Genomic DNA, 21,560 nt, shown 5'->3' with positions numbered 1-21,560 from the left:
CCTTTTCTTATTGAACGATATTTTGTACTCTACCGACTTGTCCGTCCTGCAATCGCACTTTAATGCCATGCGGATGGGAAGGGGAGTTTGTTAAAATATCTTTTACAATTCCACGTGTTAATTTGCCTGTTCGTTGATCTTGTTTTAATACAATATCAACTTCAAGACCGGGCGCGATATTAGAACGTTTTTGTCCGTTCATTTACACACCTGTACGTCTACGTTGGTTGTTTGTTTTCTTTGTTTGTTGGTTTTGTAATTTTTTTGTTTCTTGGCTTTGATTTTTTGCATTTTGACCATTTCCATTTCCTTGCTTTTTCTTAGCAAGTTGTTCACGCATTAAATCAGCTAAGCTTACTTTTTTGTTTTCTGACATGATAAGTCTCCTTTATATAAAGTTAATTATGAACAATCATAGTGAATTTCATCATATCATTGTTAAGGAAGGAAGGGAAGTTGGTTTGAAAATTCATATATTTGTTTCAAGTCTGTAGTAGTTACGATACAATTGAGTTGTTAACGTTTGTAAAAAGGGGATAGACATATGTCACATCATATTTTATTAGTTGAAGATGATCTCTCAATTCAAGAGATGGTGGAAAAGTATTTGATAAAAGAGGGCTTTCAAGTAACAATTGCGTCTGATGGAGAAGAAGGCGTGAACACATATTTAAAAGGTTCATTTGATTTGATTATCCTCGACATTATGATGCCGAAGCTAGATGGCTTAGAGGTTGTACGAATCATTCGAGAAAAAAGTGCTGTTCCGATTTTAATGATGTCGGCAAAAGATACAGATGTTGATAAAGCTGTTGGATTAGGACTTGGAGCAGATGATTACATTTGTAAGCCATTTTCTATGATTGAATTAGCTGCACGTGTAAAGGCAGGTATTCGAAGATCTACGAAATATTCGGCTACAGAAACAACAGAAAAGATGATTCAAATTGGTGATTTAACGATTGATCCAATTAATTTTACTGTGGAAAAAAACGGGAAGCCTCTCAAACTTACTTTAAAAGAATTTGAGATTCTAAAATTGTTTGTAAAAAATCAAAATCGTGTATTTACAAAAGCACAAATATATACACTAATTTGGAACGAAGAGTATTACGGTGACGATAACGTTATTAATGTTCATATGAGAAGGTTGCGTGAGAAAATCGAAAGTGATCCATCTAATCCAGAATATATTAAAACGTTATGGGGTATCGGCTATAAGTTGGAAGTGATGTAATATGGTCAATTTGTTAATAAGTATTATTTTTATATTGTTATGTGTCATTTACATACAATATAAAATGAGAAAAAATAGTAGTAAAAATTTACGATACACATATGAAAAATTAGAAAATATTGTAAATTTACAAACGGGCGAGACGCTACTCGTTATGACAGATGATCTAGAATTGCAAAAATTATTAGTGGCAATTAATCAATTATTAGATGCAAAACAGAAAACGAATGCAGATCATGCAAAAGTAGAAATTTCGATGAGAAAAATGCTTTCAAATATTTCACATGATTTAAAGACGCCACTAACAGTTATTCTTGGATATACAGAAATGTTAAATAAGGATAAAACGATGAATAAAGAAGAACAGCAAATATTACTTGAAAAGGTGCATGTGAAAACACTAGAAGTAATGGAACTGATTCATAAGTTTTTTGATTTAGCAAAACTAGAATCTGGTGACAAGGCAATCGAGATGACAAAAGTAAATATGAATGAAGTTTGTCGTGAGAAGATTTTATCTTTTTATGATTTAGTGACGGCGAAAGGGTTTCAAGTTCATATTGATATACCAGAAAGAAATATATATGCACTTGGAAATGTAGAAGTATTAGGTAGGGTATTGAACAATTTAATATCAAATGCAATTACATATGGAGACGATGGAAAGATACTGGGTATGACGTTAAGAGATGATGAAACGAATGTGTATATAGACGTATGGGATACAGGAAAAGGGATTGATGAATCTCATATTGATAAAGTGTTTGAGCGTATGTACACACTTGAAGATTCGAGAAATAGATTGTACCAAGGAAGCGGTTTAGGGTTAACGATTACGAAAAGACTGGTGGAAGCGATGGATGGAAAAATCCATCTTTCTAGTAAACCGTATGAAAAAACAATTTTTACAATTGTATTAACAAAGATACAGTTTTAGCTTGTAGAGCAGTAGATTCTACAAGCTTTTTTTCAGCGTAAGGAATTTGTAAGAAACGGGTAAGAAAAAAGAGATTTCCGTTGTCTATTATAGAAATATAGAGTATTGCGAAAGGGGAAAGTAACATGACATATATATTAAAAACAAATCAGTTAACGAAAGTGTTTAAAGGGAAAGAAGTTATTTCCGGTGTTAACATGCATGTGAAAAAAGGAGAAATTTACGGTTTTTTAGGACCAAACGGTGCTGGTAAAACAACGATTATGAAAATGATTACAAATTTAATAAAACCGACGAGCGGTGAGATTGAAATTTTCGGTGAGAAGTTAACAGATACATCTTATGAAGTATTAAAGAGAATGGGGACGATTATTGAATATCCAATCTTTTATGATAAATTAACGGCGAAAGAAAACTTAGAATTACATTGTGAATATATGGGCTATTACGATAAAAATGAAATTGACCATGCTTTACATTTAGTGAAGCTGCAAGGTATAGATAATAAAAAAGTAAAAGATTTTTCATTAGGAATGAAACAACGACTCGGTATTGCAAGGGCAATCGTAACAAAGCCAGAATTACTCATTTTAGATGAACCCATTAACGGTTTAGATCCAATTGGTATTAAAGAATTAAGAGACTTATTTAAAATGCTCTGCAAAGAATATGGCATTACATTATTAGTTTCTAGCCATATTTTAGGTGAGATGGAATTAATGGCGGATACAATTGGTGTCATTCAAAATGGAAAACTAATAAAAGAAGTTTCAATGAAGAGTATTAACGGAAAACAAACAGAGTACATTGAAATTACTGTTCCTGATGTGAAGCGTGCAGCTTATATTTTAGAAGATAAACTTGGTATAAAAAACTACAAAATAATGAGTGGAAACATGATTCGGGTTTATGAAGTGGCGGTGACACAGCAAGCCATTTCCAAAGCACTTATTATGAACGATGTGGAAATTGAAAGTATTAATAAGAAACATAGTTCCTTAGAAGAATATTTCTTAAATGTAATGGATGGAGAGGGCATTCATGCTTAATGGACTGTGGCTGAACCTGGTAAGTGGATTTATCGTAATGCTAGTAAGTGGAATTTTATATTATAGAAAACCAGAGCGGAAATGGTTGTTAATCCTACTAGTGATAGGAATGTTAAGCTTCGTTACTGCTGGAATTAGAATGTTAGCAGCGTAGAGACAGGTATATAAAGAATGGAGGCGTGGTTTATATGTTTAAATTAATGAAGCTCGAATGGAAGAAACATCAATTATCTAGTTACTTTAAAAGTGTAGCAATTTGTATTATAGCAATTTTCGCTGCAGTAAGCCTTATGGCATGGGGAATGAAAGCCGAGGGAGACGTGCTCTTCTTTGACTTCACACAGAACATGGCTTTAGTAAATATTTTTATTAGGATAACATTCATTATTTTTAGTTCAGTCATTTTATCACGTTTAGTAATTGATGAGTATAAGAACAAAACGATACAACTATCATTTATGTATCCGCTACAAAGGAAAATGCTAATGAGTGCGAAATTAACAATTGTTTTCTGTTTTTGTTTTGTGAGCACGATTATCGCGACTTTCATTATTAGCTTGCTCGTATATTTTGTGAGTCCAATGATGGGACTGATTGAAACACCTGCTACGATAGGTGAAATAATAGCTATCGTTCCAGGTACTATTATAAGTGCATTTATGATATCTGGTATAAGTTTAATTCCTTTATTTTTTGGAATGAGAAAGAAATCGACACCGACAACGATTACTTCAGCAGTAATAATTGGCTTGCTGATTAGTGGTAACTATGGTCCTGGAAACGGTCAAGTAAGTATGTTTGATTTTATAGCTATCCCAATCGTGCTCTGTTTATTAGGAATTTTCATTAGTTATCTATCGTTTCGTAAAATCGACAAGATCGATGTGGCGTGAAGCAAGCTTAAAACGAAAACGAACTGGGGTATGAATAGTGAAAAAAATAATAGTAATTGCAATATTATTCATTACAATTGCTAGTGCGGTTTTTGGTTTTAAGATATTTCAGGGGAAAGATTTTAAGAAAGAAAAGTCTTTTGAGATAAATAATATAAAAGAAATAGAAGTAGACAATGAAAACTGGAATCTTGAATTTAAAAGTACAGACGCTAATAAAATAATAATTTCCGCTCAAGGTGAACAAGCAGATAAAGAGATAGATCCCGTCAAAATAGAAAATGATGAAAATAAAATTATGGTTAAGCAAAAACAAGAGGCGAACAAATTTTTTAATGGTTTTACGTTTAGGAAGAAGAATAGTATATGTATAGCTATTCCGAAGAAAGAAATAGATAAAATTGTATTAAATAATAAATCAGGTGATGTGAAAATAAGAGATATAGTAGTAAAAAGTATCGTGACGAAAGGCAAATCTGGGGATGGAATGATTGTAGGACTATCAGCCGAGAAAGGTGAATTCATATCGCAAAGTGGAGAGTTAGTTGTAAAAGATAGTTCAGTACAAGAATTAAATATAAAGTCTACGACTGGTGATAACTATATAACAAATGTAAGTAACTCAAATATGAACATCACTTCAACATTTGGGGAAGTATTGCTGAAAGATATGACAGAAGGAAAATCATTATTTATAGAAACAAAATCAGGGGATATTGGCGTACGGTATAAAGGTGTCCCGGCATCATTGAAGCTTATGGCTAAAAGTAATTCGGCTGACGTAATAGTGGATTTAAAAGGACTTAAGAAAGATAAAAATACAGAAAAAATAAAAGTAGGAACGATTGGTGATGCAAAAAATGAAGCGAAGATTTTAAGTGAAACAGGAGTCATTTATATTGATTAAATCTTAGGAGGAAGGAGGACACTATCATGCTACATTTAATGAAGCTAGAATTGAAAAAGTTTAAGCTTGGTTGGTACGTGAAGAGAGCAATTATTGCAAATATTGTTATACTGGCATTAATGATCTTTGTGAGCATCATTGCTCAAGTAGAAGGTGATGCAGAAATAAGGAATCCAGAGACGATATTGTTAATGGCTAGCACAATAGTAAGAGCAACGTTTATTGTTTTTGGTAGTGTATTAATCGCAAGGCTAATAATTGGTGAATATAAAAATAAAACAATACTACTTATGTTTTCTTACCCTATTAATCGGAAGAAAATGATGGCTAGTAAGTTGGCTATTACAGCGATAGTAACATTTATAACAGTTATTGTATCTAACATTTTAGTAGTAGGAGTTTTCTTTGGTATAGATAGCTATTTTTCAATTCTTCCTAATTCATTTACAGTAGATCAATTGATGCAAGAAGGAATAAAACTAGTTCCTTTAGCCATTGCAACTGCGGGGATGAGTTTAATCCCATTATATTTCGGAATGCGTAAACGCTCCGTGCCAACTACAATTGTTTCATCTCTTATCGTTGTCACAATTGCAATGAATGGCAACCCAGAGTTTTCTACAGCAACTTTTCTTCCCCTTCAACTAGCACTCGCAGCAATTGGAGTTGTGATTGCGTATTACGGCATTAAAAATATAGAGAAGGAAGATATAGCAGTATGATAAGAATACGTAAAAGGAGTTGGTGTTATACTAACTCCTTTTTTGTATATGTATGCTTCGTTACTACTCTGTAAATTTGGAGTGTTTGCTTAAATACGCTTGTACTTCTGGAGAAATATTAAAGTTATTAGGACTTTTATATTCGATAGTAAACTCTCCGTCTTTATTTGTTTCAAAGGCGATTGCATAGCTATTCATTTTAGCATCGTAAGAAGTGTTTTTGACTTCTGCATCTAGATTAAAATATTTTGTAATATACTCTTTTGATTCCGTAATTGCTGTTTGTTTTCCCCAAGGGGTACCATAATAGGTGAAATAAAGAGATACACTAATAACTCCAATAATAGAAGTTAGTAAAATAGTTCCCATAGCTATTTTTTTATTTTTTGTATTCAATTTGGTTACCCCTCTTCGTAATATGTATTCATTTTAACCTATATATTCCATAAAACAACCATTTAGAAAAAATAGTTTCACATGAAACAAGTTACAGAAAAAGACAAGATGTGTAAACACCTTGTCTTTTTTGTCGTTACATTTTAGGAGCTTCCATTCCAGCCGCAGCCCATTCTTCTTTTGCGGGGCCATATACGCCAGGAACTGTTAAGCCGGCTTGTCGCATTAAAACCGTCATTTGCCCGCGGTGATGATTTTGATGATTAATAAGTGTCATTAAAAATATAGAATTCGGCATAGGGCGACCAAAGAAGTCATTAATAGTTGCTAAATCTTTATTAGTCCATTTACTTTGAAGTGCTTCAACAAAAGCCGCATTCACTTTACGGTACTCATCTGCAATTGTTTTTGCAGAAGTTGGAACAGGATAATCTTTCGTTTCTCCTTCAAACTTTAGCCCTGTGCCAGATAGTATAACAGGAATTGCCGTCACGATATGCCAAGCGACTCTTCCTAACGTCCAATGTCCAGGTGCAATTTCTTGTGATAAAGATGCATCGGTTAATGAATCAAGCATTTTCTGAGTAGACTCTGCTTCGTATGTCCATGATTGCAAGAAGCCTTCAATTGTTTGGTACATTATTGTTATCCCCCTCTACTTATGTTCATAGATTAAGTTCGAGAAGAAATGACAAGTTCCCTTTATGTTTTAATAATGGTATTTAAAATTTTATATATAAATTTTATGATACTATTGAGTGTATATAGAATTATATTAATTCAGGGGGATATTATGAAAAGATTGATTTTAGGAATCATAATTTTATTTTTAATGGTAGGATGTAGCAATGAAACCTATAAAAAAGCAATGGATCAAGGGAAATTGGCGTTAGCGAGTAAAGAATATGACACGGCAGTAGCATCATTTGAGCTAGCATTAGAAGAGAAAAAGGATGATAAAGAAGCAAAGGTATTAAAAGACCAAACTACTAAGATGATAAGTTCGATAAAAGAGAAATCGAGTGGAAATATAGAACAAGCAATAGGTTTGTTTCAAGAAGTAGAAAAGATGAAAGATGGTTCCGCAATCCTTCAAAGTCAAGCGAAAGAACAAAAAGATTCGCTCATAGAGCATAAAGAGTTAAAAGGTCAATATATAGGTCAATTGGAAAAGGCAGAGAAGTTAAAGAATGATAAAAAGTATGAAGAGGCTAAAGGGATAGTAAATAAAATTGTTAACGATACTGGCCAAAATCAACAATTTATTTCGGAAAATCAACGGGCCGAAGAGCTGAATAAGCAAATAGATGGTTTACTAACTCAACAAGCAGAAGTTAAGAAAAAAGAGGAAGAGTTAAAAAATGAAAAGAAAAAAGAGGCTGTTATTGGAAAGTTAAAGGGGTCTTGGATGTCATCAGAAAGTACAGACAGGCCAGTTGGGTTGGAAATAGAATCTATTAATAGTGAGAAAACAGGCGGAGAATTTATGGAACATAATATTTTTGGGAAAGGGACTACTATAGGAGACTTTCGAATATTAAGTGTGGACCAAGGGATTATTTCCATAGAGCTTGTATTTTTAATGGGAGAAAGAAAACAGAAGGTTGATTTGAAACTTGAGGAGAGCACATTAACTGTACATCATGAGTTTATGGGAGGGACTAAATCTGTGAAATTAGTGAGATCAGAGTAATTTATCCCGCTATTCACCTGCAGTAAAATTCCCACCTCAAGATTCGGCTGGAGCAAAGAAGTTAGGTGGGAGATCCACTGCTCATAAAAGCCCAATTGGTTTGGGTTAATAATCAGTGGGGATGAAGAACCCCCCCACTAATTAAAGTTTCACTTTATTTAGTATATAAAAAGGAGGCTTCTAAAAAACGAAGCCTCCTTTTTAATTAACTTTCTTCCCACTCTTCCTCATCAACCATAAGAAATAAGGTGCTCCAAGTACAGCAACGACAAGGCCAGAAGGAATTTCTTTCGGATATGCGATTGTACGTCCAAGTAAGTCAGCAACAGAAAGAAGGATTGCTCCAAATAGTGCTGAACAAACGAATAGTCTTTGATGATTCATACCAACAACAATTCTTGCTAAGTGAGGTGCGACAAGGCCTAAAAAGGAAATTGTACCGACAGCAGCGATATTTACTGATGCAAGTAGTGTCGCTAGCACAATCAGAGCAAGACGTGTTTTATTTACTGGTTGCCCAAGTCCAGTTGCTAAATCGTCTCCCAGTACGAGAACGTCAAGTTGTTTTATTAAGAAAAAGATAATGAATACAAGAATTAGAGATGGATATAGAATGATATTTTCTAAGTGATTCCACCCTCTTGCATACGTACTACCAGATAACCATGTTAAAGCAGCGGCAACATTCAAATTGGCTCTAACGATAAAGATTTGAATAATTGCTGAGCCAAGCGCAGAAATACCAATCCCTATTAAAGCGAGAGCTGTTGGACTAAATCCTGATTTCCAAGAGAAGAAGAGGACAATTCCAACTGCAAGTAGTCCGCCAATAAATGCACCAATTGGTAGGAAGAAACCAGGAAGTGCAGGAAAGACATACATAATCGTTAAAGCACCGACACCAGCTCCCGATGAAATACCAATAATAGAAGGATCGGCAAGTGGGTTTCGTAATATACCTTGGAAAACAAGCCCACTTATTGCAAGGCATGCGCCAGCAATAGCAGCAACGAGCATTCTTGGTAAACGAAGATTCATCATCATATTTTTGTCAAATTGTGTTAATTGACCTGATATAACATTAGTAATGCTTTCGATATAAGCGTTACTACCGATTGTAACACCAAGAGCAATCGTCACAATACAAAGTGTGATAGATATAATGATTACCTTTTTATAAGAGTAATAGCGGGAACTAGCTCCAGCTGCATTCGCACCGTTATCATTCATATATTGTTTCGACTTCATCATTCGGTACACTAAGTAAATAAGCCAAGGAGATCCAATCATTGCTGTGACTGCCCCAACAGGAAGTTCTGCACCGGTTGGATCTATTAATCTACCGACAACATCTGCTCCAAGTAATAATACTGCCCCCCATAAGAAAGAAGAGAGAAGAAGAGTAAAGTGTTGACGGTATCCGATAAGGCGCATTAAATGAGGCGCAACTAAGCCGACAAATCCAATTGGTCCAACAACAGTAACAATTACTGCTGTTAAAAAGATTGCAGCAATGAAGGCGATAAGACGTGTTACTGCTGTTTTTTCACCAAGAGAAACAGCAACATCATCACCAAGTAAGAGAATGTTGAGTTTACGAGACATAAATAGTAAAACTAGGAAAGAAATAATGATAAATGGAAAAGCAAATTGAACGCCATCCCAGTTATTTTGAATAAGAGAGCCAGCTCCCCATAAAAATAAACCAGCTGTTTCATTTTCATAGAAAAGCTGCATCGTTCCAGCAAAGGCAGAGAGCATTAATGTAACGACCATACCAGCTAATGCCATTCTAAGTGGGGTTCCCTTTTTTCCACCAGAAATACGGTATACAAATAAAGCAGTAATAGCGCCGCCGATAAATGTGAACAGAAGAGAATTAATTTGTAAACCTTTCGGTAAGAAAATTGTAGCCGCTACTAGAAAGAAATATGCGCCAGAGTGAATACCCATTGTACTGGATTCAGCAAGTGGATTTTTCGTTAACGTTTGTAAAATAACCCCTGATGCAGCAAGAGCGCCTCCAGCTAAAATGGCAATTACAGCTCTAGGTAATCGAAGCATGATTAAAGTTTGATGTTCTAGCGATTGGTTCGGTGAGATAAGAGCATCAATAATCATACTATAGGAAATGTTTGCTTGACCTTGTCCGATATGAATAAAGAAAAGGAGGAGCAAGAGAGCTGCTCCTCCTCCGAATACAAGACTTGCTCGAAGTGTATGTTGTAAGCTATTCATTGTGTAATCACTTCTTCGCTGTCATTACATCTGCTACTTGTGTTGCTAAAGATGTTGCAGACTCAGGACCACCGAAAATCCAAGTGTCGCCTTTTAATTTATACATTTTGTTTTCTTTTTTGAACTTTAATTCTTCCCAAGCAGGGTTGCCTTTTAGTTGCGTGTCAAAAATGTTATCTTCATCCGCTACAATGTAAATGAAGTTTGAATCTTGTACACTTTGTAATGATTCTACAGTTGTTTGTTTGAAACCATCTGGCTCAGATTTTCCTGCTTCAAAAGTATTTGTTAAACCTAATTTTTTTGTAACTTGTAAAGCTAAAGAATTGTCAGTTAAGATACGGAATGTTGGTACGTTTTTAGCAGTAAATGCTTGTGCCATTGCGATGTTTTTATCTTTTAAGTCTGCTTTCTCAATTTTTGCTTTTGCATCAGCGAATGCTTTATCCATATCAGCTAATACTTTTTTACCTTCTTCTTCTTTTCCAACTGCTTTTGAAATTTGTTTAAATGTTTCTGTCATTTCAGCAAAGTGATCGTTATTGCTTGTTGATGGATCAAACATAACTGTTGGTGCAATTTGCTCTAATTCATTTTTAATTGCTTTACCACGGAATGAAGCTGTGATAATTAAGTCTGGTTTTAAACGGCTAATTTCTTCTAAGTTTGGTTGTTGACGTGTCCCTACATCTACAACATCTTTACTTGGTTTTGTTTTTGTATTTACCCATTTATTATAATTCTTAATGTCTGCCATCCCTACTGGCTGAACACCAAGTGCTAATAAGTCTTCTGAATATACCCACTCAAGTACAACTACTTTTTTTGCTGGTTTATCTAACTTCGTTTCCCCTTCAGCGTGTTTAATTGTTATAGCTTGATTTTTATTGTCCGCTTTTGTTTCTTTTTTCTCCTCTTTTTGCTGTCCGCATCCAACAGCGAATAGAAGAACTACTATGAAAATACTGAGAATTTTCTTCATCTTCTGCCCCCAAATTAAGTGTTTTTTATAACTAGCACCATAAGTGAAAATGGTTATCAATTACAACACCCAAATCATACTATGAGGGTATTTTAAGTGTCAATATATTTTTAAAATTTTGACGAAAAACAACAAATTATATGAATTTATATATATTATAGTCGTTATTTATCCCGCTATTTGCCCGGCTGTAAGATTCATATCTCAAAATTTGGATGGAGCAAAGAAGTTAGGTGGGAGTCGGGCTGATTAAAGTTTCACTTTATGGAGAGTAAGTCTCTTTACTAAAAATATTGGCGAATGTGGAAAGTTAAAATGGGAACTTGGCTGTGTACGAAAGTGTAATGTGTATGGTTAATAATCTGTGGAGATGAGGCGAAAGTACAAGCAAAAGGAGAGTGAATTGCATGTAATAATTACTAGAATGTATGGAGGAAATCTGTGTTTTATCCCCGACTAGGCAAAGTATTTCTTTGTTATTTAGATAGGTGTTTTTTAAGTCGGTGATTGCGCTAAAAAGATCGAATGTAAAGGAAGTGATCAACATGTCTTCATGGAGCAATAACATAAATGGATATTGTGGGTGTAATAATCAAAATGGTGTACATGTTGATTCATGCTGTTTTAGTTGCGATGGGACAGTTCCTAAGGTTGGTCCGACAGGTTCAACAGGTCCAACGGGAGCGACAGGCCCAACAGGGGCGACAGGTTCAACAGGTCCAACGGGAGCGACAGGCCCAACAGGGGCGACAGGTTCAACAGGTCCAACGGGAGCGACAGGTTCAACGGGAGCGACAGGCCCAACAGGAGCGACAGGCGACACAGGTCCAACGGGTTCAACAGGTCCAACGGGAGCGACAGGAGCAACAGGAGCGACGGGCTCAACGGGTTCAACCGGGGCTACAGGTACAAGTATCACGGCGACATATGCATTTGCAAATAATACGTCGGGAACAGCGATATCGGTAGTTCTTGGTGGAACGAATGTCCCGCTTCCAAATAATCAAAACATCGGTCCAGGAATTACTGTTTCTGGTGGAAACACAGTATTTACGGTTGCAAATGCTGGTAATTATTATATTTCATATACAATTAATATAACGGCTTCATTATTAGTCAGTTCACGGATTACAATTAATGGAGGGGCACTTGCTGGGACGATAAATTCTCCTGCGGTAGCAACCACATCATTTAGTGCAACAATTATTACAACTCTTGCAGCAGGAGATGCTATTAGCTTACAATTATTTGGTTTGTTAGCTGTCGCAACATTATCAACAACTACCCCAGGAGCAGTGTTAACGATAATAAGATTGAGCTAAGCCATAACTCTCTTACTCTTTTAAGATTAGGAGAGTTTCTACATATAATAAGAAGTTAATGAAGTAAAGCATAGTTATATAAAAGTCAGAATATTATGATTGTAACGTTATGGTGACTATAATATAATGAAAATAACCATCATGAATGAACATTCATTTATTTTTTATGTATTTGAAGGGGGAATGAAGGTGGAAAAACCATGGTTGAAAAGTTATCCAGAGGAAATTCCTAGTACGATTTCTTATGATATTCAGCCGCTTCATAGATATGTAGAACAGATGGCATTTCGCTACCCAGAAAAGAAAGCGCTTCACTTTTTAGGGAAGGATATTACGTTTTCGGACTTCCATGATAAGGTGAAGCGGTTTGCAAATTATCTTCAAAAGCTCGGTGTGGAAAAGGGTGATCGAGTTGCTATTATGTTGCCGAATTGTCCGCAAGCTGTAATTGGTTATTACGGTACATTACTTGCGGGAGGTATCGTAGTACAAACCAATCCACTGTATACAGAAAGGGAATTAGAATATCAGCTTCATGACTCGGGAGCAAAAGTAATTCTTTGTCTCGATTTAGTGTTTCCAAGAGTAACGAATGTTCAATCTGCTACAAAAATTGAGCATATTATCGTAACTCGTATTGCAGACTTTTTACCATTCCCTAAAAATCTATTGTATCCATTTGTGCAGAAAAAACAGTCGAATTTAGTTGTGAAAGTATCAGAGAGTGAAACAATTCATCTTTGGAATTCAGTAGAAAAAGAAGTGAATACGAATGTTGAGGTGCCTTGTGATCCTGAAAATGATCTAGCTCTTTTACAGTACACAGGAGGAACAACCGGATTTCCGAAAGGAGTTATGTTAACGCATAAAAACCTCGTCTCTAACACGTTAATGGGAGTTCAATGGTTATATAATTGCAAAGAAGGAGAAGAAGTCGTTCTTGGGGTTCTTCCATTTTTCCATGTTTATGGTATGACAGCTGTTATGAATTTAAGTATTATGCAAGGATACAAAATGGTCCTTATTCCAAAGTTTGATATGAAAATGGTTTTTGAAGCGATTAAGAAGCATAAAGTGACATTGTTTCCAGGGGCACCAACTATTTATATCGCTCTTTTAAATAGTCCGCTTTTAAAAGAATACGATATTTCTTCTATTCGTGCTTGTATTAGTGGATCAGCACCACTGCCAGTAGAAGTACAGGAAAAGTTCGAAAAAGTTACAGGTGGTAAACTAGTAGAGGGATATGGTTTAACAGAATCCTCTCCGGTTACACATAGTAATTTTTTATGGGAAAAGCGAGTGCCAGGTAGCATCGGAGTTCCGTGGCCAGATACAGAAGCAATCATTATGTCGCTTGAAACTGGTGAGGCATTACCGCCAGGAGAAATAGGGGAAATTGTAGTGAAAGGCCCTCAAATTATGAAAGGATATTGGAATAAGCCAGAGGAAACAGCGGCTGTATTGCAAGATGGCTGGCTCCATACAGGTGATGTTGGCTACATGGATGAAGATGGATTCTTCTATGTAAAAGATCGCAAGAAAGATATGATTGTCGCGAGTGGATTTAATGTGTATCCTCGTGAAGTTGAAGAAGTATTATATGAGCATGAAAAAGTGCAAGAAGTAGTGACAATTGGAGTTCCAGATCCGTACCGAGGAGAGACAGTTAAAGCATTTGTTGTGTTAAAAGAAGGTACGGAGTGCTCTGAGGAAGAATTAAATCAGTTTGCACGTAAATATTTAGCGGCTTATAAAGTGCCGAAAGTATATGAGTTTAGAGATGAATTGCCAAAAACGACAGTAGGGAAAATTTTACGCCGTGTTCTAATAGATGAAGAGAAGAGAAAGAATGAGGATGAGCAAACGGGCTAAGGCCCTTTCTTTTTGAAAAAATAGGATTGACACTTTTCTAAATAGTCAGTATTATAAGAATATGAATGACTATTCATTCAGTCATCTTCTTGAAGGGGACAGTAAAGTGAAGAAAAATAGACCGAAATACAATCAAATTATTGATGCGGCAGTCATTGTGATTGCGGAGAATGGGTACCACCAAGCGCAAGTTTCTAAAATCGCAAAGCAAGCTGGGGTAGCTGATGGCACGATTTATTTATATTTTAAAAATAAAGAAGATATATTAATATCCTTATTCCAAGAGAAGATGGGAGAATTTGTCGAAACAATTCGTCAAAAAACAGCAGGAATTGAAAGCGCTGTATCGAAGTTATTCATGTTGGTAGAAACGCACTTCTTGCTGTTGTCGCAAAATGATCCTCTTGCTATCGTTACGCAATTAGAGCTAAGGCAGTCCAATCAAGACTTGCGCCTTAAAATAAATGAAGTATTAAAAGGCTACTTACAAGTTATGGATGAGATTTTAGAGACTGGTATAAAACAAGGTGAATTTCAAGCAGATTTAAATGTTCGCGTGGCAAGACAAATGATCTTTGGAACAGTAGATGAAGTTGTGACCAATTGGGTAATGAGCGATCATAAGTATGATCTGGTCGCACTTTCAAAAACGGTACACGGGCTACTTATTGCAGCTTGTGGTTATCGTCAATAATGGGAGGGATCATGTTGAAATTCCTATCTGTAAGAGTTGAAGATCATATCGCGGTGGCGACATTAAATCACGCACCAGCGAATGCGATGTCTTCACAAGTTATGCATGATGTTACTGAATTAATTGATCAAGTGGAAAAGGATGATAACATTCGCGTTGTTGTTATTCACGGTGAAGGACGTTTCTTCTCAGCAGGAGCAGATATTAAAGAATTTACATCTGTTACTGAAGCGAAGCAAGCAACAGAATTAGCACAGCTTGGACAAGTTACGTTTGAGCGTGTTGAAAAATGTTCAAAACCAGTTATTGCGGCAATTCATGGAGCGGCACTGGGCGGCGGCCTTGAGTTTGCTATGTCTTGCCACATGCGCTTTGCAACTGAAAGTGCAAAACTTGGTTTACCTGAATTAACACTTGGATTAATTCCTGGCTTTGCAGGTACACAGCGCTTACCACGTTATGTTGGGAAAGCGAAAGCTTGTGAAATGATGTTAACAAGTACACCAATTACTGGTGCAGAAGCATTAAAGTGGGGACTTGTTAACGGATTGTTCTCTGAAGAATCTCTTTTAGATGATACGCTTAAAGTTGCAAAACAAATTGCTGGAAAAAGTCCAGCAACAACTCGTGCTGTACTAGAGTTATTGCAAACGACAAAATCGTCTCATTACTATGAAGGTGTACAACGTGAATCACAAATTTTTGGTGAAGTATTTACGAGTGAAGATGGAAGAGAAGGTGTAGCCGCATTTTTAGAAAAGCGTAAACCTTCATTTAGTGGCAGGTAGTTCAATTATTTTTTTAATATAAATTAACAGAAAATTAAAATTGATAGAATCTTTCTGAAAAACAAGGGGGTAAATGGAATGAACATCTACGTACTCATGAAACGAACATTTGATACAGAAGAAAAAATCGTAATTAAAAACGGTGCAATTTACGATGGCGAAGCGGAATTCATCATCAACCCTTACGATGAATATGCAATTGAAGAAGCAATTCAAGTAAGAGACGCACAAGGTGGAGAAGTTACAGTTGTAACAGTCGGTGGCGAAGATAGTGAGAAAGAACTTCGTACTGCATTAGCAATGGGCTGTGATAAAGCGGTATTAATTAATATTGAAGATGATGTAGAAAATGGTGACCAGTTCACGACAGCAAAAGTACTTGCTGAGTATTTAAAAGATAAAGATGCAGATTTAATTTTAGGCGGAAACGTTGCAATTGATGGTGCATCTGGACAAGTAGGGCCACGCGTAGCTGAAGCGTTAAATATTCCATATGTAACGACAATTACAAAACTTGAAATTGACGGTACAAATGTGAAGATTGAGCGTGATGTTGAAGGTGATACAGAAGTGATTGCAACTTCATTACCAGTTTTAGTAACAGCACAGCAAGGTTTAAATGAACCGCGTTATCCATCGCTTCCAGGTATTATGAAAGCGAAGAAAAAGCCGCTAGAAGAATTAGAATTAGATGATTTAGATTTAGAAGAAGATGATGTGGAAGCAAAGACAAAAACAATTGAAATCTATTTGCCTCCTAAGAAAGATGCAGGAAAAGTGTTACAAGGCGAGCTGCAAGATCAAGTAAAAGAACTTGTATCGTTGCTCCATACAGAAGCGAAAGTAATCTAATAAAATACGAAATTATATATGCAGGAGGGAAAATCTATGGCTCGTAAAGTATTAGTAATGGGTGAAGTTCGTGATGGATCGCTACGTAACGTTTCTTTTGAAGCGGTAGCAGCAGCAAAAACAATTGCAGAAGGCGGTGAAGTAGTAGGTCTTCTAATTGGAGACAGCGTTGCCTCTTTTGCAAATGAATTGATTCATTACGGTGCAGATCGCGTTGTGACAGTTGAAAATGATAAATTAAAATCATATACATCTGATGGTTATGCACAAGCGTTTTTAGCTGTACATGCTGAAGAAAATCCAGAAGGTATCGTTTTTGGACATACAGCACTTGGTAAAGATTTATCACCAAAATTAGCAGCGAAGCTTGAAGCTGGTTTAGTTTCTGACGTAACTGCTTTAGAGGTTGAAGGTGGAAATGTTATCTTCACTCGTCCAATTTACTCTGGTAAAGCATTCGAGAAGAAGATTGTAACAGACGGCATCTTATTTGCGACAGTGCGTCCAAATAATATTGCAACTCTGGAAAAAGATGAGTCTCGCAGCGGTGACGTATCTTCTATTACAGTTGATGTGAAAGATTTACGTACAATCATTCAAGATGTTGTCCGTAAAACAGCAGAAGGTGTGGATCTTTCTGAAGCAAAAGTTATTATCGCTGGCGGACGTGGTGTGAAGAGTGAAGAAGGCTTTAAGCCATTAAAAGAGTTAGCAGACGTACTAGGCGGCGCTGTTGGGGCATCTCGTGGTGCTTGTGACGCTGAATACTGTGATTACTCATTACAAATTGGTCAAACTGGTAAAGTTGTTACGCCAGACTTATACATTGCATGTGGTATTTCTGGTGCGATTCAGCATTTAGCAGGTATGTCTAACTCGAAAATAATCGTTGCGATTAATAAAGATCCAGAAGCAAGTATCTTTAAAGTAGCTGACTATGGTATTGTCGGTGACTTATTCGAAGTTGTACCTCTTTTAACAGAAGAGTTTAAAAAGTTAAAAGTACATTCATGATTTAAGTACCCTTGAGTTCCAAGTGAAGTACCCCTATATATAGAAAAAGGTGAGAGATCCCCTGTCTCTCATCTTTTTAGTATTTAATCCGTATTTTTATATAGTATAAAGGAACATTTTTTTGTTACAATACATAACGATACATATTATTCGCCACGTATATAAGTTAATGATATACTCTTGGTAGAATATACTTGAAGGAGGAAATAAAATGGCAATTGTAAACGCAAATGACCAAAGCTTCGCAGCAGAAACTAGCGAAGGTGTTGTATTATTAGATTTCTGGGCACCTTGGTGTGGACCTTGTAAAATGATCGCTCCTGTATTAGAGGAAATTGATGCAGAACTAGGCGAAAAAGTAAAAGTAGTAAAAGTAGACGTTGATGAAAACCAAGAAACTGCTCGTCAATTCGAAGTAATGAGCATTCCAGCTCTTTTCGTATTAAAAGACGGTAAAGTAGTTGATCAAGCGTTAGGTTACAAACCGAAAGAAGCGTTAGTAGAATTAGTTTCTAAACACTTCTAAAATAAAAAAAGCTACCATTTGGTAGCTTTTTTTATTTTCTTTTTTACAGTCTTTCCGTTACAATAAAAGAACGTATGTTGGGTGTTTGGGCATAGTATGTTTTCAAGGGAAAATAAAAATGCTAAGTATGTAGAAATGGAGGGAGACGAGTGCACGAACATTTGAAAGAGAAGTTGGCTATTTTACCAGATCAACCTGGTTGTTATTTGATGAAAGATAAGCAAGGAACGGTTATATATGTCGGAAAGGCAAAAGTGCTTAAAAATCGTGTGCGCTCGTACTTTACTGGTTCACATGATGGGAAAACACTGCGGCTTGTAGGAGAAATTGTTGATTTTGAATATATTGTAACCTCTTCGAATTTAGAAGCACTTATTTTAGAGTTAAATCTAATTAAAAAATATGATCCGAAATATAATATTCAATTAAAAGATGATAAAACATATCCTTTTATTAAAATTACGGCGGAGAAGCAACCGCGCTTACTCATTACTCGAAACGTAAAAAAGGATAAAGGGAAATATTTTGGTCCTTATCCAAATGCACAATCTGCTCATGAAACGAAAAAACTGCTAGATCGTATGTATCCACTTCGGAAATGCACGAATATGCCAGATAAAGTTTGTTTGTATTATCATATGGGTCAATGTTTAGCGCCTTGTGTGAAAGAAGTGACGGAAGAACAAAATAAAGAAATTGTAGATGAAATTATTAAGTTTTTAAATGGTGGACATAAAGAAGTTCGTTCAGAACTAGAAATAAAAATGTATGAGGCCTCAGAGAAACTAGAGTTTGAACGTGCAAAAGAGTTGCGTGATCAAATTGCTCATATTGATGCGATTATGGAAAAACAAAAGATGATTATGAGTGACTTAGTAGATCGTGATGTGTTTGGATATGCAGTTGATAAAGGATGGATGTGTGTTCAAGTTTTCTTCGTTCGAAAAGGAAAGCTAATTGAACGTGATGTTTCTATGTTTCCAATTTACGATGAACCAGAAGAGGGTTTTTTAACGTTTATCGGCCAATTTTATGAAAACAGTAGTCATTTTAAGCCGAAGGAAATTGTCGTTCCAGGAAGTATAGACTCGGAATTAGTAGAGCGCTTTTTAGAAGTGGAAGCGACGCAGCCGAAACGTGGTAAGAAAAAAGACCTTGTAGAATTGGCAAATAAAAATGCGAAGATTGCTCTTGAAGAGAAGTTTTACTTAATTGAACGTGATGAAGAACGAACGATTAAAGCGGTAGATCATTTAGGGAAGCAGCTTGGGATTGAAACGCCGTATCGTATTGAAGCGTTTGATAACTCAAATATTCAAGGAACAAATCCCGTTTCTGCAATGATTGCTTTTATCGATGGGAAACCGGCGAAGAAAGAGTATCGAAAATATAAAATTAAAACGGTTCAAGGGCCAGATGATTATGAGTCTATGAGAGAAGTTGTGAGGCGCCGTTATACAAGGGCGCTTAAAGAAAATTCACCTTTACCTGATTTGATTATTATTGATGGAGGAAAAGGCCATCTAGCGGCTGCGAGTGATATTTTAGAGAATGAGCTTGGATTATATATTCCGATGGCAGGTCTTGTAAAAGATGATAAACATAAAACCTCCCATTTAATTATTGGGGATCCACCGGAACCTGTGATGCTTGAGAGAAATAGCCAAGAATTTTATTTATTGCAGCGTATTCAAGATGAGGTGCATCGATTTGCGATTACATTCCATCGTCAATTACATGGGAAATCTGTCATTCAATCAGCATTGGATGATATTCCAGGAATCGGTGATAAACGGAAAAAGGTATTGTTAAAACATTTTGGTTCATTAAAGAAGATGAAAGAAGCTTCTATAGAGGAATTTGTCGAAGCGGGTATGCCGAAAAATGTCGCGGAGACGATTTATACGTATTTAACAGATAAGAAGACGTTGTAGTTTACAACGTCTTCTGTTTTTTGGTATAATTTCTGAAGATTTAAAATAAACTCATCTGAATGAAAATACAAAAAAGTCAACTAAACTGATATGTCTAGTTGACTGTAGGTAATGCTTACACTTCAATGAGATCTTTTATATCCCATTTTACAAGAAATGTAATAGAGTCAGAACGTTTTTTCTTTTCTTCGTATGACTCTGCAACGACGTTCCGTTGCTTTTGGATTTGTTCAGCGATGAATCCGGCTTCTAGTTGATAAGAAGAATGTCGTTTTTGTTTTTGACGTTCTGCGATGAGTGTGCCTTTAAGTTGGAACTGCATTTCACGACGCTTATGTTCAACAATGCTTAAAGTGCCCCAGCCAGCCTTTTCAAAGAACTGAATGACTTCTTCAATTGTTTCTAGCGGATATTTTCTTGCAAGGTTTCTACCAGACCAGTATAAAATACCATCTAAATCGTTGCCGATTAAATCAGGTAGTAATTCTTCACGTAGCAATTCATAAGCGAAGGCGTTCAATGAAACATCTTCTAAAGATGTTGTATCGATTGTATTTTTACTCACAATATTCCCCTCTTTCTATAGGGATTATTATATAACATTTCACATTTATAAAAACAGATTTTTCTTTAGGAAAATCTGAATATATAAGAAGAAAAAAAGAATTGGCAAATTATATGCAAATTATGTATACGTTTTCTTGACGCTTCGACAAAAATAGGAGTAAAATGAACTTGGTATCAAATTATGCTGAAATATTTCGAATAATTTTTTCAGTTTTTCTTATGCCAATAGTGAAAAAACATTATTGTCATAAACTAATCTGAAAACAGCAGTCAAACATTCAAGGGGGGTAATGGGGACATGAAAGGCCGCGAGTATACGTTTCGTAAGTGGCACTCATTAATGGGGGTCATCCCGGTTGGTGTCTTTTTGACGCAACATTTAATTGTAAACAACTTTGCAACACGAGGAGCAGAGGCTTTTAACAAAGCTGCAGGCTTTATGGAGCTCCTTCCATTCCGGTATGCGCTAGAAATTTTCATCATCTTTTTACCGATACTGTACCATGCTATATATGGCTTATATATTGCATTTACAGCTAAGAACAATGCGGTTTCTTACGGTTATTTCCGTAACTGGATGTTCGTCTTCCAAAGAATTTCAGGTATCGTTACGCTGATCTTCATTTCTTGGCACGTCTGGGAAACTCGTATTCAAGCAATGTTAGGTAAAGAGGTAAACTATGATATGATGGCAGATATTTTAAACAATCCAGCTATGTTTGCATTCTACTTAGTTGGTGTTGTTTCAACAATTTTCCACTTTGCAAATGGACTATGGACATTCTGCATCAGCTGGGGAATTACAGTATCTCCACGTTCACAAAGAATCTCTACTTATGTAACATTAGCTATTTTCTTAGGTTTATCTTATGTAGGTGTGAGTGCATTATTAGCGTTCATCGATCCACAGCTAGCAAACCAGTAAGGAGTGGGA

24 protein-coding genes are annotated in these 21,560 nt (G+C 35.9%); 17 read left to right on the top strand and 7 right to left on the bottom strand.

The window, feature by feature from the left end; all coding sequences use genetic code 11:
* Positions 1–7 precede the first annotated feature (7 nt).
* Positions 8–202: a YwbE family protein gene (locus ACTFN4_RS05100; RefSeq protein WP_001014310.1), complete on the bottom strand. Its 195-nt coding sequence runs from the start codon at positions 200–202 to the stop codon at positions 8–10.
* Positions 203–376 carry a hypothetical protein gene (locus tag ACTFN4_RS05095; protein WP_001293578.1) on the bottom strand — a complete coding sequence of 58 codons (174 nt, stop codon included), beginning with the start codon at positions 374–376 and terminating at the stop codon, positions 203–205.
* Positions 377–544: 168 nt separating this feature from the next.
* On the opposite strand from ACTFN4_RS05095, the gene ACTFN4_RS05090 reads away from it, so the two are divergent.
* The 7 genes from ACTFN4_RS05090 to ACTFN4_RS05060 all read left to right on the top strand — a co-directional run bounded on the left by ACTFN4_RS05090 (position 545) and on the right by ACTFN4_RS05060 (position 5,745).
* The gene (locus ACTFN4_RS05090; RefSeq protein WP_000018056.1) at positions 545–1,237 is read left to right on the top strand and encodes a response regulator transcription factor; all 693 of its coding nucleotides are present in this window, start codon (positions 545–547) and stop codon (positions 1,235–1,237) included.
* A gap of 1 nt (position 1,238) precedes the next feature.
* Positions 1,239–2,174: a HAMP domain-containing histidine kinase gene (locus ACTFN4_RS05085; protein WP_000247684.1), complete on the top strand. Its 936-nt coding sequence runs from the start codon at positions 1,239–1,241 to the stop codon at positions 2,172–2,174.
* 125 nt (positions 2,175–2,299) lie between these two features.
* The gene (locus ACTFN4_RS05080; protein WP_000221069.1) at positions 2,300–3,223 is read left to right on the top strand and encodes an ABC transporter ATP-binding protein; all 924 of its coding nucleotides are present in this window, start codon (positions 2,300–2,302) and stop codon (positions 3,221–3,223) included.
* On the top strand, positions 3,216–3,377 hold the full coding sequence (locus ACTFN4_RS05075; protein WP_000931817.1) for a hypothetical protein: 162 nt from the start codon (positions 3,216–3,218) through the stop codon (positions 3,375–3,377). Before ACTFN4_RS05080 ends, ACTFN4_RS05075 begins: the two co-directional genes overlap by 8 nt.
* A gap of 34 nt (positions 3,378–3,411) precedes the next feature.
* Entirely contained in the window at positions 3,412–4,116 is a 705-nt protein-coding gene (locus ACTFN4_RS05070) for an ABC transporter permease (RefSeq protein WP_000475549.1), read from the top strand.
* Positions 4,117–4,153: 37 nt separating this feature from the next.
* Complete coding sequence (locus ACTFN4_RS05065; protein WP_000720988.1) at positions 4,154–5,023, top strand: DUF4097 family beta strand repeat-containing protein; 870 nt, start codon at positions 4,154–4,156, stop codon at positions 5,021–5,023.
* Positions 5,024–5,049: 26 nt separating this feature from the next.
* A complete protein-coding gene (locus ACTFN4_RS05060; RefSeq protein WP_000902926.1) occupies positions 5,050–5,745 on the top strand; it encodes an ABC transporter permease in 696 nt (231 codons plus the stop codon).
* A gap of 63 nt (positions 5,746–5,808) precedes the next feature.
* Here the strand turns inward: ACTFN4_RS05060 and ACTFN4_RS05055 are convergent, their stop codons facing one another.
* Positions 5,809–6,141, bottom strand: coding sequence for a YfjL-like protein (locus tag ACTFN4_RS05055; RefSeq protein WP_001093296.1), 333 nt, complete (start codon positions 6,139–6,141; stop codon positions 5,809–5,811).
* Positions 6,142–6,277: 136 nt separating this feature from the next.
* Positions 6,278–6,781 (bottom strand): DinB family protein, encoded by a 504-nt coding sequence (locus ACTFN4_RS05050; RefSeq protein ID WP_000284980.1) that lies wholly within the window; start codon positions 6,779–6,781, stop codon positions 6,278–6,280.
* A 153-nt stretch (positions 6,782–6,934) separates the two neighbouring features.
* On the opposite strand from ACTFN4_RS05050, the gene ACTFN4_RS05045 reads away from it, so the two are divergent.
* Entirely contained in the window at positions 6,935–7,834 is a 900-nt protein-coding gene (locus ACTFN4_RS05045; protein WP_439962108.1) for a hypothetical protein, read from the top strand.
* Positions 7,835–8,035: 201 nt separating this feature from the next.
* Here the strand turns inward: ACTFN4_RS05045 and fhuB are convergent, their stop codons facing one another.
* Both fhuB and ACTFN4_RS05035 read right to left on the bottom strand, forming a co-directional pair.
* The gene (fhuB, locus tag ACTFN4_RS05040; protein WP_439962107.1) at positions 8,036–10,072 is read right to left on the bottom strand and encodes a Fe(3+)-hydroxamate ABC transporter permease FhuB; all 2,037 of its coding nucleotides are present in this window, start codon (positions 10,070–10,072) and stop codon (positions 8,036–8,038) included.
* A gap of 7 nt (positions 10,073–10,079) precedes the next feature.
* Positions 10,080–11,054 (bottom strand): ABC transporter substrate-binding protein, encoded by a 975-nt coding sequence (locus ACTFN4_RS05035; protein ID WP_259591314.1) that lies wholly within the window; start codon positions 11,052–11,054, stop codon positions 10,080–10,082.
* A 545-nt stretch (positions 11,055–11,599) separates the two neighbouring features.
* Between ACTFN4_RS05035 and ACTFN4_RS05030 the strand changes: the two genes are divergently transcribed.
* From ACTFN4_RS05030 to uvrC, 8 genes are all read left to right on the top strand, one after another.
* Positions 11,600–12,376: a BclA C-terminal domain-containing protein gene (locus ACTFN4_RS05030; RefSeq protein WP_439962106.1), complete on the top strand. Its 777-nt coding sequence runs from the start codon at positions 11,600–11,602 to the stop codon at positions 12,374–12,376.
* A 189-nt stretch (positions 12,377–12,565) separates the two neighbouring features.
* Entirely contained in the window at positions 12,566–14,251 is a 1,686-nt protein-coding gene (locus tag ACTFN4_RS05025) for a long-chain-fatty-acid--CoA ligase (protein WP_439962105.1), read from the top strand.
* A gap of 106 nt (positions 14,252–14,357) precedes the next feature.
* Positions 14,358–14,945 carry a TetR/AcrR family transcriptional regulator gene (locus ACTFN4_RS05020; RefSeq protein ID WP_000742223.1) on the top strand — a complete coding sequence of 196 codons (588 nt, stop codon included), beginning with the start codon at positions 14,358–14,360 and terminating at the stop codon, positions 14,943–14,945.
* An 11-nt stretch (positions 14,946–14,956) separates the two neighbouring features.
* The gene (locus ACTFN4_RS05015) at positions 14,957–15,733 is read left to right on the top strand and encodes an enoyl-CoA hydratase (protein ID WP_000911292.1); all 777 of its coding nucleotides are present in this window, start codon (positions 14,957–14,959) and stop codon (positions 15,731–15,733) included.
* 78 nt (positions 15,734–15,811) lie between these two features.
* Entirely contained in the window at positions 15,812–16,585 is a 774-nt protein-coding gene (etfB, locus tag ACTFN4_RS05010) for an electron transfer flavoprotein subunit beta (protein WP_001029028.1), read from the top strand.
* Between the two features lie 36 nt (positions 16,586–16,621).
* Positions 16,622–17,599, top strand: a complete 978-nt coding sequence (gene etfA / locus ACTFN4_RS05005; protein ID WP_000101945.1) for an electron transfer flavoprotein subunit alpha — start codon at positions 16,622–16,624, stop codon at positions 17,597–17,599.
* 211 nt (positions 17,600–17,810) lie between these two features.
* The gene (gene trxA / locus ACTFN4_RS05000; RefSeq protein ID WP_001018943.1) at positions 17,811–18,125 is read left to right on the top strand and encodes a thioredoxin; all 315 of its coding nucleotides are present in this window, start codon (positions 17,811–17,813) and stop codon (positions 18,123–18,125) included.
* A gap of 149 nt (positions 18,126–18,274) precedes the next feature.
* Positions 18,275–20,059 carry an excinuclease ABC subunit C gene (gene uvrC, locus ACTFN4_RS04995; protein ID WP_000544296.1) on the top strand — a complete coding sequence of 595 codons (1,785 nt, stop codon included), beginning with the start codon at positions 18,275–18,277 and terminating at the stop codon, positions 20,057–20,059.
* Between the two features lie 115 nt (positions 20,060–20,174).
* Here uvrC and ACTFN4_RS04990 read toward each other — a convergent pair whose 3' ends face one another.
* The gene (locus ACTFN4_RS04990; protein WP_000042226.1) at positions 20,175–20,624 is read right to left on the bottom strand and encodes a YslB family protein; all 450 of its coding nucleotides are present in this window, start codon (positions 20,622–20,624) and stop codon (positions 20,175–20,177) included.
* A gap of 300 nt (positions 20,625–20,924) precedes the next feature.
* Between ACTFN4_RS04990 and sdhC the strand changes: the two genes are divergently transcribed.
* Complete coding sequence (sdhC, locus tag ACTFN4_RS04985; RefSeq protein ID WP_000678354.1) at positions 20,925–21,551, top strand: succinate dehydrogenase cytochrome B558; 627 nt, start codon at positions 20,925–20,927, stop codon at positions 21,549–21,551.
* The last annotated feature ends 9 nt before the right edge of the window (positions 21,552–21,560 follow it).

This window comes from Bacillus cereus group sp. MYBK95-2 (assembly GCF_051915225.1).
GTDB classification, from domain to species: domain Bacteria; phylum Bacillota; class Bacilli; order Bacillales; family Bacillaceae_G; genus Bacillus_A; species Bacillus_A cereus.
The sequence above is the reverse complement of the archived record's forward strand: the minus strand, read 5'-3'. Positions and strand labels throughout refer to the sequence as shown.

Excerpts from the sequence above, each read along its gene's own strand:
- ACTFN4_RS05100 (WP_001014310.1), bottom strand. The coding sequence starts at position 202 with ATGAACGGACAAAAACGTTCTAATATCGCGCCCGGTCTTGAAGTTGAT.
- ACTFN4_RS05095 (WP_001293578.1), bottom strand. The coding sequence starts at position 376 with ATGTCAGAAAACAAAAAAGTAAGCTTAGCTGATTTAATGCGTGAACAA.
- ACTFN4_RS05090 (WP_000018056.1), top strand. The coding sequence starts at position 545 with ATGTCACATCATATTTTATTAGTTGAAGATGATCTCTCAATTCAAGAG.
- ACTFN4_RS05085 (WP_000247684.1), top strand. The coding sequence starts at position 1,239 with ATGGTCAATTTGTTAATAAGTATTATTTTTATATTGTTATGTGTCATT.
- ACTFN4_RS05080 (WP_000221069.1), top strand. The coding sequence starts at position 2,300 with ATGACATATATATTAAAAACAAATCAGTTAACGAAAGTGTTTAAAGGG.
- ACTFN4_RS05075 (WP_000931817.1), top strand. The coding sequence starts at position 3,216 with ATGCTTAATGGACTGTGGCTGAACCTGGTAAGTGGATTTATCGTAATG.
- ACTFN4_RS05070 (WP_000475549.1), top strand. The coding sequence starts at position 3,412 with ATGTTTAAATTAATGAAGCTCGAATGGAAGAAACATCAATTATCTAGT.
- ACTFN4_RS05060 (WP_000902926.1), top strand. The coding sequence starts at position 5,050 with ATGCTACATTTAATGAAGCTAGAATTGAAAAAGTTTAAGCTTGGTTGG.
- ACTFN4_RS05050 (WP_000284980.1), bottom strand. The coding sequence starts at position 6,781 with ATGTACCAAACAATTGAAGGCTTCTTGCAATCATGGACATACGAAGCA.
- ACTFN4_RS05045 (WP_439962108.1), top strand. The coding sequence starts at position 6,935 with ATGAAAAGATTGATTTTAGGAATCATAATTTTATTTTTAATGGTAGGA.
- fhuB (WP_439962107.1), bottom strand. The coding sequence starts at position 10,072 with ATGAATAGCTTACAACATACACTTCGAGCAAGTCTTGTATTCGGAGGA.
- ACTFN4_RS05035 (WP_259591314.1), bottom strand. The coding sequence starts at position 11,054 with ATGAAGAAAATTCTCAGTATTTTCATAGTAGTTCTTCTATTCGCTGTT.
- ACTFN4_RS05030 (WP_439962106.1), top strand. The coding sequence starts at position 11,600 with ATGTCTTCATGGAGCAATAACATAAATGGATATTGTGGGTGTAATAAT.
- ACTFN4_RS05015 (WP_000911292.1), top strand. The coding sequence starts at position 14,957 with ATGTTGAAATTCCTATCTGTAAGAGTTGAAGATCATATCGCGGTGGCG.
- etfB (WP_001029028.1), top strand. The coding sequence starts at position 15,812 with ATGAACATCTACGTACTCATGAAACGAACATTTGATACAGAAGAAAAA.
- etfA (WP_000101945.1), top strand. The coding sequence starts at position 16,622 with ATGGCTCGTAAAGTATTAGTAATGGGTGAAGTTCGTGATGGATCGCTA.
- trxA (WP_001018943.1), top strand. The coding sequence starts at position 17,811 with ATGGCAATTGTAAACGCAAATGACCAAAGCTTCGCAGCAGAAACTAGC.
- sdhC (WP_000678354.1), top strand. The coding sequence starts at position 20,925 with ATGAAAGGCCGCGAGTATACGTTTCGTAAGTGGCACTCATTAATGGGG.